General features: G+C 63.6%; 8 protein-coding genes. 4 read left to right on the plus strand and 4 right to left on the minus strand.

What is annotated here, in order from left to right; genetic code table 11:
• The coding region (locus AC628_RS23055) for an anti-sigma factor family protein (RefSeq protein ID WP_074129013.1) at positions 1-545 on the plus strand (545 nt) is incomplete at its 5' end.
• Between the two features lie 218 nt (positions 546-763).
• Here AC628_RS23055 and hpnO read toward each other — a convergent pair.
• Positions 764-2,155, minus strand: a complete 1,392-nt coding sequence (hpnO, locus tag AC628_RS23060; RefSeq protein ID WP_074129014.1) for an aminobacteriohopanetriol synthase HpnO — start codon at positions 2,153-2,155, stop codon at positions 764-766.
• Between the two features lie 102 nt (positions 2,156-2,257).
• Between hpnO and AC628_RS23065 the strand changes: the two genes are divergently transcribed.
• Positions 2,258-2,914, plus strand: a complete 657-nt coding sequence (locus tag AC628_RS23065) for a DUF2147 domain-containing protein (RefSeq protein WP_074129015.1) — start codon at positions 2,258-2,260, stop codon at positions 2,912-2,914.
• Positions 2,915-2,980: 66 nt separating this feature from the next.
• On the opposite strand, the gene hpnN is transcribed toward AC628_RS23065, so the two are convergent.
• Positions 2,981-5,596 (minus strand): hopanoid transporter HpnN, encoded by a 2,616-nt coding sequence (gene hpnN, locus AC628_RS23070; protein WP_074129016.1) that lies wholly within the window; start codon positions 5,594-5,596, stop codon positions 2,981-2,983.
• 465 nt (positions 5,597-6,061) lie between these two features.
• On the opposite strand from hpnN, the gene ispH reads away from it, so the two are divergent.
• Positions 6,062-6,988, plus strand: a complete 927-nt coding sequence (gene ispH, locus AC628_RS23075; RefSeq protein ID WP_074129017.1) for a 4-hydroxy-3-methylbut-2-enyl diphosphate reductase — start codon at positions 6,062-6,064, stop codon at positions 6,986-6,988.
• Positions 6,989-7,033: 45 nt separating this feature from the next.
• Entirely contained in the window at positions 7,034-8,194 is a 1,161-nt protein-coding gene (gene hpnH / locus AC628_RS23080) for an adenosyl-hopene transferase HpnH (RefSeq protein ID WP_074129018.1), read from the plus strand.
• 134 nt (positions 8,195-8,328) lie between these two features.
• Here hpnH and AC628_RS23085 read toward each other — a convergent pair whose 3' ends face one another.
• Together AC628_RS23085 and shc are read right to left on the minus strand one after the other, a co-directional pair.
• Positions 8,329-9,087 carry a phosphorylase gene (locus tag AC628_RS23085; protein ID WP_074129019.1) on the minus strand — a complete coding sequence of 253 codons (759 nt, stop codon included), beginning with the start codon at positions 9,085-9,087 and terminating at the stop codon, positions 8,329-8,331.
• Positions 9,084-11,045 (minus strand): squalene--hopene cyclase, encoded by a 1,962-nt coding sequence (gene shc / locus AC628_RS23090; protein ID WP_074129020.1) that lies wholly within the window; start codon positions 11,043-11,045, stop codon positions 9,084-9,086. The genes AC628_RS23085 and shc overlap by 4 nt, the downstream gene beginning before the upstream one ends.
• Positions 11,046-11,072: the final 27 nt, after the last annotated feature.

Raw genomic sequence — 11,072 nt, forward strand, 5'->3', positions numbered from 1 at the left:
CGCAGGCGGCGCCGAGCCGGCGCTCGGTGCTGCGCGGCTTCGCGATGGGCTCGGCGGTATCGGCGATGGCGGCGACGGGCCTCGTCGCGATCGTGCTGCGCAACGACGACGAGCAGCGCATCGAGAACGAGGTGGTGTCGGCGCATCTGCGCTCGCTGCAGGCCGGTCATCTGATCGACGTGGTCTCGACCGATCAGCATACGGTCAAGCCCTGGTTCAACGGCAAGCTCGACGTCTCGCCGCCGGTGATCGACCTCACCGCGCAGGGCTTCACCCTGATCGGCGGCCGGCTCGACTACGTCAACGCCCGCGAGATCGGCGCCGTGGTCTACAAGCGGCGCCAGCACGTGATCAATCTGTTCGTGGCGCAGACGGCAAATACCGAACGCAAGACGGCGAAGGTCTCGACGTTGCAGGGCTTCAACATCCGGCGCTGGAGCGACCGCGGCCTGAACTATTGGGCCGTCAGCGATCTCGGCGCCGACGAGCTCAGCGAGTTCGGCGACAAGTTCGAAAGCGCGATGCGCGCGAACAAGGAAGGGTGAGTTTCGAACCCTTGCTCCACAGCTGTCATTGCGAGGAGCGACAGCGACGAAGCAATCCATCTCTCCGCTCGCGGCGCCATGGATTGCTTCGCTTCGCTCGCAATGACGGATGAAACAACCTCGTAGCCCGGATGGAGCGCAGCGCAATCCGGGAGCGATCTCGCAAGTATCGAACGCCCCGGATTTCGCTGCGCTCCATCCGGGCTACGGGTTCAGGCTTACGCCGACTTGCGCACCGCGTTGTCGACCAGCGTCTTGCCGAGCGACCAGATCGCGCCGGGGACCTTGTGGCTGCCGGCGATCACCTCGTCGAACGATTTCTCGATCCAGGTGCAGTCTTCCTCGGTGATCGTGAGCGGCGGCAGCAGCTTGATGGTGTGGAGGCCGTGGCCGGCGACTTGCGTGAGGATCTTGTGATCCTTGAACAGCGGCACCGTGATGAGCTGGCAGAACAGGCCCTTGTTGGCGGTCTCCAGCAGGTTCCACGACGCCTTCAGCCGCAGCGATTTCGGCGGGCCGAACTCGACGCCGATCATCAGGCCCTTGCCGCGGACTTCCTTCATCAGCTCATAGCCCGGCACCATGCGCGTCAGCGCAAGGCGGAGCTCGGCGCCGCGCTTGGCAGCGTTCTCGACCAGCTTCTCGGCCTTGATGACATCGAGCGTCGCGATGCCGGCGGCCATCGCCAGATCGTTCTTGGCGAAGGTCGAACCGTGCACGACCGCGCGGTCCATCTGGTTGAAGATCTTGTCGAAGATATGCTTGCGCGTCAGCAGCGCGCCGATCGGCACGTGACCGCCGGACAGCGCCTTCGCCAGCAACACCATGTCGGGCTCGATGCCCCAATGCTCGATCGCGAGGAATTTTCCGGTGCGGCCGATGCCGGTCTGGATCTCGTCGGCGATGAACAGCGTGCCGTATTTGCGGCACAGCGCCAGCGCGCCGGGCAGGAACTCGTCGGTGGGCATGTTGACGCCCTTGCCCTGGATCGGCTCGACGATGAACGCACCGACCTGTCGCGACGACAGCGCCTTCTCCAGCGCCTCGAGATCGTTGTAGGGGATCGGGGTGCAGCCCGGCAGCAGCGGCTCGAAGCCGCTGCGGAAATTCGTATCATCGGTCAGCGACAGGGCGCCGTAGGACAGGCCGTGGAACGAATGCCCGCAATAGACGATGCCCGGCCGGCCGGTCGCGCCACGCGCGAACTTGATCGCAGCTTCGACGGTTTCGGCGCCGGAATTGGCGAAAAACACCTTGTCCAGATATGGAACATGTTCCAGAAGGCGTTCCGCGAGCACGCCGGCGAGGGTCGAGACGTCGAGCTGCACGAGATTGGGCAGATCGGCGTCGAGCACGCTCTTCAGCGCCTCGCGCAGGGCCGGATGGTTGCGGCCAATCGCAAAAACGCCAAATCCGCTCAATAGATCGAGGTAACGAGCCCCCTGACGATCGAAGAGGTATTGGCCTTGCCCCTTCTGGAAGCCGACGTCATAGCCGATGGTCTTGAGGACGCGAACGAGCTGCTCGTTGAGGTGACGCGTGTGCATGGCACCGCGCTGCCCCTCGCGCTCCACAAAAATCTCGGAAACGTCTAAATTGGAACTTACCATTCGTTACATACGTCGGTTGATGGCCATCTCGTCAACTTAAAACGCTCGCTAGCGGCGTTTTGACCCCCGCTCGGATCGTCTAGTTAAGCACAGGTTTGGACCATGTTGCACTGCCCAAGAACTTTCGCGCGTACAATAGCCTTTTCAGGTTTATTTTTGGCCACCGTATTATCACCGGCACTTGCAGCGGATCCGACCGGTGACTGGAAGGTCGCGGACGGTGTCGCCACCATCCGCGTCGCCCAGTGTAATGGCAACATGTGGGGTGCGGTGTCCTGGGAAAAAACCCCCGGCGGCAAGGATAAGAACAATCCTGATCCTGCGAAGCAGAGCAGGCCTACACTCGGCATGCCGATCCTGATCGACATGAAGAAGAAGGCGGGCGCCGACGCGTGGGAAGGCCAAGTCTACAACGCGAAGGACGGCCAGCTCTACAGCTCGACCATCAAGCCGGTCGGCACCGATCAGCTCGAGATCCAGGGCTGCGTGCTCGGCTTCCTGTGCGGCGGCGAGACCTGGACCCGCGTCGGTCCGCCGATCCCGGTGAGCGCCGCCGGCAACCCGGCTGCTGCCGGCAGCCCGGCTGCGAAGGGCGCCGCTCCCAAATCGGCTGCGCCGCAGAAGACCACCGGTGCCGTGGCGCCTGCCACCAAGCCCGGTCAAAAGCAGGCAGCCGGTGCTCCGGGCGCCGCCAATGCGTCGGCGGACACCGTGGGCGATATCTGCCTGCTCCCGGATATCGCACGACCGACGCACTGATACCGACGCACCAGTCCGGCTCGGCGGCCTGCCGCCAAGCCGGATCGACAGCGGATCGCCAACGCGTCAGGTGACGTCGTTGGCGATATCCTCGTCCTTGAGGGTTTCGCGCGGTTTGCCCATCAACGCCGGCTGGAACAGCAGCACTGCCGCGAGCGTCGTGACGAGCGAGAGCGCAAGCAGCTTGCCCATGCTCGCGGTGCCGGGATGACTGGATAGCCAAAGGCTGCCGAACGCCGTCGCCGTGGTCAACGCGCTGAAAAAGATCGCGCGCGTCAGGCTCGATTGCAGCAGATTCGTCCTGCCCTGCCGCCATGCCGTGACATAGTAGATCTTGAACGCCACGCCGACGCCGAGCAGCAGCGGCAACGCGACGATATTGGCGAAGTTGAGCGGCAGCCCGATCAAGACGCAGATCTCCAGCGTGACGATGCCGGCGACCAGCAGCGGCACCAGCGTCATCAGCACGTCGACGACGCGGCGCAGCGTCAGCCACAGCAGCAGGCCGATCGTGACCAGCGCCAGAATGCCGGCGTGGATGAACGCATTCACGATGACGTCGCCCGACTTCAGGATCGACACCGGTCCGCCGATCGCAGTCGGCTCGGCGGCGAGCACGGCGTCGGCGAAGCGGCGCAGATTGTCGTTGTCGTTCGGATCACCCTTCGGCTCCGCCTCGACACGCATCAGGCCGTCCTTGGTCTTCCAGCTCGCGACCAGTTCCGGCGGCAGGTTCTGCAGCGTGACGGTCTGGGCCTGCAACGTGTTGCGGAGCTGATCGAACACGATCTTCATCGGCGCGACGAAGACCTCCTGGGCCTTGTCGCGGGTCGCCTGGGTCGAATCCGCAAGCTTCTGCAAGGCGTCGGCGAGCCGGCGCGCGGCAACCGCGCCCGGTCCCTTGCCGTCGCCCGCGGTCTTGCGCAGGCTGTCGACCGAGCTCTTCAGCGACTCGACATTCTCCTGATCCGACGGTGCCGGATCGACCGAGTCCGGGTTGAGCGCAGGGCCGAGCGTCTTGGCCGCCTGTGCGATCAGCTTCAGCTTGGCCGGCTGGTCCTCCGGCACGAAGCTGTCGAGCGACATCACGCGCGACACTTCCGGCAGCTTCTCGAGCTTGGCCTCGATCTTCTTGGCGTCGGCCTCCGAGCGCGTCATCACGTCGATGGCGTTGGCGCCGGTGTTCGGATCCTTCCTCAGATCGAGGAAGGTCGCGATCGATTCCGCCTGCTTGTTGCGCAGATTGATCGGGTTGAAGTCGAACTTCATGTAGTGGAGCAGCGGCAGGCCCGCGACCGTGACCAGCAGCGTGCCGACGATGATCGGGACACGATGCTTCTCCAGGAAGTGGTCGACCGGCGCCAGGAAGGCGTAGCCGACAGGCTCCTTCTCTCCCGGAGGATTGAGCAGGTCGAGCAGCGCCGGCAGCACCGTGATGCTGGTGATGAAGGCCACCAGCATGCCGGCGCCGGCGATCTTGCCGAGTTCGGAGATGCCCTTGTAGTCGGTCGGCAGGAAGCACAGGAAGCCTGCAGCGGTCGCCATCGCCGCGAGCGACAGCGGCACCGCGGATCGGCGCGCCGCGTTCTCGAGCGCCAACGTCAGATTGTCGTTCTTGAAGCGCTCGGAACGGTAGCGCACGCTGAACTGGATGCCGAAGTCGACACCGAGGCCGACGAACAGCACCGCAAAGGCGATCGAGAGCAGGTTCAGCGATCCGACCATCATCAGGCCGACCGCCGTGGTGATGGCAAGGCCGATGAACAGGTTCACGAACACCGCGAAGATGATCTTGCCGGAATGCAGCGCCATCCAGAGGATGATCAGCACGATCACCACGGTGCCGATGCCGTTGGTGATCGCGCCATCCTGCACGGTGGCGTATTCCTCGTTGGCGATCGGCACGGGGCCGGTCAGGCGCACGCGCGCGTGATATTCGGTGGGGAATTTCAGATCGGCGGCCGCCTGCCGGATCGCGTCGGTCGCGGCCTTGCCGGGCTCCAGCGCCGAATAGTCGATGATCGGCTTGATCTCGATGAAGGCGCGCTTGTCCGAATCGGTCAGCGGTTTGTCGCTGGTGAGCTCACGCCACGAGAAGGTCGCGCTGCCCTTGGCGAGGACGGTCTCGACGGTCTCGGAGATCAGGTTGAAGGGCGGCGCGGTATTGTCGAGCTTGACCTGTCCGCGCTTGACGCCGGCAAGGCCGGTCTCGAGCGCACCGGTCAGGCCGCGAATCGAAGGGTCGCCCGCCATGATCTCGATCAGCGGCGCGGCCGATTCGAGCTGGCCCGTGACCTTGCCGACCTCTTCGGTCGGCAGGAACAGCAGACCATTCTTCTCGAAGAATTCGCCTGAGCCGAGCGCGGTGATGGCCTCGAAGTTCTTCTTGTCGGCTTGCAGCTTCGCGGTGAGCGCCTTGGCCGCCGAGCTGGTCAGCTCGGGCGTCGCTCCCTCGACGACCGCCAGGATCAGCCGCTCGCGGTCAAAGGCTTCCTCGAACTGATTGTCGCGCTTGCGCCAATCCAGATCCGGCGAGATCAGCTTGTTGATGTCGGTGTTGATCGAGAAATTGCGGGCCGTGTAGAAGCCGGCGCCGATCGACAGCAGCACAGCGAGAATGACAACCGGAAGGGCAAAACGCGTACAGGTCCTAACAACGGAGACGACAATATTTGTCAGCACTTCGTTTCTTTCTAATCTCGGGGAAGCATGGCCGAAAACGCCCGCTCTGTAGCGGAGTTCCCGGGACCGATCTAATGTTGTTTTGGTTATCTTCCTCGACGAGATAGCGAGGAGGTTCCAAAGCACAGGAACGGCCACGAGTGGCCGGTATAAACCGCATCAGTGGGCGATAAAGTGACGAACAAGTGAGGGAGACGGACGGTCGCAGGACCGAAATCCACACTATATTACCTCAAACCCCTCTCCTTGCCGACCGCCCACCCGCTCGAAGCGCTACCTTTTTGCCACAAATCCCTGTATTTCCATGCCCTTGAGGGCGCGGATCACGTGCAGGACCTGAGATGGTGCGGACATTGCAACGGATGTTGCGAGGTCCGACCTGGCGGAGTGCGTTGCCGAAAAGGCCGCAAGGCTTGGAAGCAGGGCTTGGAATGAGGCTGGTGCAATTTGCGTAACGGACGACCGATGGAAGTGTTTCTTGCTCAGCCGCGCGGCTTCTGCGCTGGCGTCGTGCGCGCGATCGAAATCGTCGAACGCGCGCTCGCGAAGTATGGCCCGCCGGTCTATGTCCGCCACGAGATCGTTCACAACAAGCACGTGGTCGAAAGCCTGAAGAAGAAGGGCGCGATCTTCGTCGAGGACCTGTCGGAAGTGCCGGCCAAGGCGGTGACCGTCTTCAGTGCCCATGGCGTCGCCAGGAGCGTCGAGGAGGAGGCGGAAGCCCGCGACCTGCCCGTACTCAACGCCACCTGCCCGCTCGTCACCAAGGTCCACAACCAGGGCAAACGCTATATCTCGAAGGGCCGCGCCCTGATCCTGATCGGGCATGCCGGCCACCCGGAGGTCGAGGGAACCATGGGCCAGGTTCCGGGGCCGGTCCTGCTGGTCCAGAGCGTCCAGGATGTGGCGGAATTGCGGCTGCCGACCGACACCCCGGTCGCCTATATCACCCAGACCACCCTGTCCGTGGACGACACCAGGGACATCATCGCGGCCCTTCAGGCAAAATTTACAGATATTCAAGGCCCGAACATCAGGGATATCTGCTATGCGACACAGAACCGCCAATCTGCGGTAAGGGACCTAAGTAAGCTGGTGGACGTCATTTTGGTGGTGGGGGCCGCCAATAGTTCCAACTCGAACAGGCTTCGCGAAATCGGCACCGAGGTCGGCGTCGCGAGTTATCTGATTGCCGATGGGAGCGAGCTCAACCCGGACTGGCTGAAGGATGCCAAGGCCGTCGGCATCACGGCGGGTGCGTCGGCACCCGAAGTTTTGGTCGACGATGTGATCGAGGCCCTGCGGCGCATCGGACCTGTCTCGGTCTCGGTCGTTCCGGGCCGTGAAGAGAATATCGAATTCCGGCTGCCGGCCGAACTGACTGCGGGCTGATCTGAACCCACTTCCCTTTGATAAGTGCAGAAAGAAAATCGTCTAATGGCTATACCGTTATTCAAGGAAATGCGTATCGGCGGTTATCTGATCAAGCAGAAGCTGCTTGGCCGCAAACGCTATCCGCTCGTGCTGATGCTCGAACCCTTGTTCCGCTGCAACCTCGCCTGCGTCGGCTGCGGCAAGATCGACTATCCCGATGCGATCCTCAATCGCCGCATGACGGCGCAGGAGTGCTGGGACGCGGCCGATGAATGCGGCGCGCCGATGGTGGCGATCCCCGGCGGCGAGCCGCTGATCCACAAGGAGATCGGCGAGATCGTGCGCGGCCTCGTGGCGCGCAAGAAGTTCGTCTCGCTGTGCACCAATGCGCTGCTGCTCGAGAAGAAGCTCGACCTGTTCGAGCCGTCGCCCTACCTGTTCTTCTCGGTGCATCTCGACGGCCTGAAGGACCATCACGACAAGGCGGTGTCGCAGAAGGGCGTGTTCGATCGCGCCGTCTCTGCGATCAAGGCGGCGAAGGCACGTGGCTTCACGGTCAACGTCAACGCCACCATCTTCGACGGCCATCCGGCCGAAGAGATCGCCAAGTTCCTCGACTTCACCACCGAGCTCGGCGTCGGCGTCTCGATGTCGCCGGGTTACGCCTATGAGCGTGCGCCCGACCAGGAGCACTTCCTCAACCGCACCAAGACCAAGAAGCTGTTCCGCGACGTCTTTGCGCTCGGCAAGGGCAAGAAGTGGAATTTCATGCATTCCGGCCTGTTCCTCGACTTCCTCGCCGGCAACCAGGAATACGAGTGCACGCCCTGGGGCATGCCGGCGCGCAACATCTTCGGCTGGCAGAAGCCCTGCTATCTGCTCGGTGAAGGCTATGCGAAGACCTTCAAGGAGCTGATGGACACCACCGATTGGGAGACCTACGGCACCGGCAAGTACGAGAAGTGCGCCGACTGTATGGCCCATTGCGGCTACGAGCCGACCGCGGCCACCGCTGCGATCAACAATCCGCTGAAGGCGATGTGGGTCGCGCTGCGCGGCATCAAGACGTCGGGTCCGATGGCGCCGGAGATCGACATGTCGAAGCAGCGCCCGGCGCAGTACATCTTCGCCGAGCAGGTCCAGAAGAAGCTCTCGGAGATCCGCCGCGACGAGGCTGCCGCCGCAGCCGCCAAGCAGCAAGCCAAGGCTTCCACGGCCGCGTAATCCGCGCCGCCAGGCACAGCAAAGCAAAAGGCCCGATCGCGATGCGATCGGGCCTTTGTTTTTGAGCCAAGTGCTTTGAGCTTGGTGTTTTGAGCCCGGTGCGGCGAGCCCCCGTCCCGGTCCGAGACGGCAGATCAGGCCGCCTTCGCCGTGATCAGCACGTCTTCCGCCGGCATCAGCACGTCGCTGCCGAGCAGGAAGCCGCGGCAGCTGCGCAGCGAGCGCAGCGCGCGGTTGAAGTCGATACCGGTCGACACCAGCGCCCGCAGCGTCCGCGGATTGCGCGCGATGCCGCGCAGCACCTTGCGCAGGTCGATGTCGCCATTCGGCTTCACCGCGGATTTCGCAAGCTCCGGCAGCGCCCGGTGCGCGGGATCGCTGATCACGCGCAGCGCGGCGAACGGAACGCCTGCCTTGGCGGCATAGGCAGCCGCGATATGGCTCTCCATGTCGACTGCGGCTGCGCCCGTCATCGAACGCAGCGCGGCCTTGCAGGCCTTCGCCGCAATCACCTCTTCCACGCCGGCAAGACCGCCGCGGACGATCCTGCGGCGCTTCAGCGCAGCGCTGGCGATCATCTCTTCGTTCAGGGCGGATGCCGCAAGGAAACGCGTATCGCCGGACATCACCTCGGTCGCGACCACGACGTCGCCCGACTTGAGCGACGGGTCGAGCCCGCCGGCCACGCCGAACGAAATCACGCCGCGGAAGGTCGTCGGATCCAGCGTCGCCAGCAATGCACGCAGCTGCTGCGGATCGCTCGAACTGCAAATTACGATCATGCCGGGACCCGCTGCGATACGGGCCTCCTGCACCAATCCAGTCACGATTAATACCGGCCGAGGATCAATTCTACTGCCCACGGTCTCGGCGGCCCCCGCCTCAACAATCACATCCCGACCCCTACCACCCTGCTATTGGTGCTTCTCAGATTCCGATACCGCGCCAGCGCCCAGAGCGGAAAGAACTTCGAGTAGCCATGATATCGCAAGTAAAATACCCGCGGAAACCCCGTTGCGGTGTATCGCTGCTCGTCCCACAGCCCTTTTTCCGTCTGTGTTGCCTTTAGGTACTCCACACCCCGCGCAACGGCGGGGTTTTCGATCTCTCCGGCCGCCATTAATCCAAGCAAGGCCCATGCCGTTTGCGACGAGGTCGATGGCGCAACTTCGTAACCCTTGTAATCCAGCCGGTAGCTGACGGCATCCTCGCCCCAGCCGCCGTCCTGATTCTGGACGGACGCCAGCCAGTCGACCGCCTTTCGGATCATCGGGTCGTTGCGATCGACCCCTGCGACATTTAGCGCCGAGAGCACCGACCAGGTGCCGTAGATGTAATTCAGGCCCCAGCGACCGTACCAGGAGCCCTCGGCCAGCTGGGTGCGGCGCAGATAGGCAACGCCATCGGCCATCGCCTTGTTGCTCTCGGCGGTCTCGCCGAGCTGGCCCAGCATCGAGATGCAGCGCGCGGTGACATCCTCGGTCGGCGGATCGAGCAATGCGCCGTGATCGGAGAACGGGATGTTGTTGAGGTAATATTCGAGGTTGTTGACGTCGAACGCGGCCCAGCCGCCGTCGCGGCTCTGCAGCCCCTCGATCCATTCGCGGCCACGCGCGATCGCCTCGTCATATTCCCGGGTTCCGGTATGACGCCGCACGCGATCCATCGCCATCACGACCACGGCGGTGTCGTCGAGATCGGGATAATGGTCGTTGTTGTACTGGAACGCCCAGCCGCCGGGACGGACGTCCGGCGCCTTGACCGCCCAGTCGCCCTTCAGCTCCAGCACCTGGCGCGGCTTCAGCCAGTCGAGACCCTGCTTGGCCTTGGCGAGGGTGTCGTCGCCGCCCGCTTCCTGCAGCGCGTGGCAGGTCAGCGCGGTGTCCCACACCGGCGAGACGCAGGGCTGGCAATAGGCCTCGTCGTCGCCGACCACGAGCAGCTTGTCGATGCCGCGGCGAGTGATCGCGCGCGGCGGGAAATTCTCGTCCTTGCCGAGCGCCTCGTACATCATGACGATGTTGGCCATCGGCGGATAGATCGCGCCCATGCCGTCTTCGCCGTTCAGCCGCTCTTCGGTGAAGGCGAGCGCGGCATCGATCGCGCGCTGGCGCAGGCTCTTCGGAAACATCGGCTCGATCACGCGCAGCACGGCGTCGAGCGAGCGGAACAGGTAGAACCAGCTCGCGCTCTGATGCGGCGCCTTCGGCGCCATGCGAACCGATTTCGGATCCTCCAGGAACAGCTCGTCGATGCCGACGCCCTTTGGATTCTTCGCGCGCGGCTTCAGCGCGGCGAGCACCATCAGCGGCACCATCGTGGTGCGCGCCCAATAGGAAATCTTGTTGATGTGGAACGGCGACCACATCGGCAGCAGCATGATCTCGATCGGCAGCACCGGCGTTGCGCGCCAGGTCACGACGCCATAGAGCGCGAGCAGGAAGCGCGTGAACACGTTGCTGCCCGAAGCGCCGCCGCGCGAGAGGATCGCTTCGCGCGCCCGCACCATATGCGGCGCGTCGACGGAATCGCCGATCATCTTCAGCGCGAAGTACGACTTCACGCTGGCGCTCATGTCGAACGGGCCATCATGCACCAGCGGCCAGCCGCCATGCGCGCCCTGGACGCGGCGCAGATAGTTGCCGAGCTTGGCCTCGAGTGCGGCATCGATGGGCTCGGCCAGATAGTGACGCAGCAGGATGTACTCGGCCGGAATGGTGCTGTCGGCCTCGAGCTCGAACACCCAATGTCCGTCGGACTGGCGATAGCCGAGCAGCGCTTCGGTTGCCTTGGAGATGCTCTTCTCCAGCGCGACCGGATCGACTGCAACGCCGTGATCTCTCGAAAGCATTTCGCTCGATATCCTCTTCATCGCGGC

The organism is Bradyrhizobium sp. NAS96.2 (assembly GCF_001908235.1).
In the GTDB taxonomy this organism is placed as follows: domain Bacteria; phylum Pseudomonadota; class Alphaproteobacteria; order Rhizobiales; family Xanthobacteraceae; genus Bradyrhizobium.

Coding starts and splice junctions, on each gene's coding strand:
- AC628_RS23065 (WP_074129015.1), top strand. CDS start 2,258: ATGTTGCACTGCCCAAGAACTTTCGCGCGTACAATAGCCTTTTCAGGT.
- hpnH (WP_074129018.1), top strand. CDS start 7,034: ATGGCTATACCGTTATTCAAGGAAATGCGTATCGGCGGTTATCTGATC.
- ispH (WP_074129017.1), top strand. CDS start 6,062: ATGGAAGTGTTTCTTGCTCAGCCGCGCGGCTTCTGCGCTGGCGTCGTG.
- shc (WP_074129020.1), bottom strand. CDS start 11,045: ATGCTTTCGAGAGATCACGGCGTTGCAGTCGATCCGGTCGCGCTGGAG.
- hpnO (WP_074129014.1), bottom strand. CDS start 2,155: ATGGTAAGTTCCAATTTAGACGTTTCCGAGATTTTTGTGGAGCGCGAG.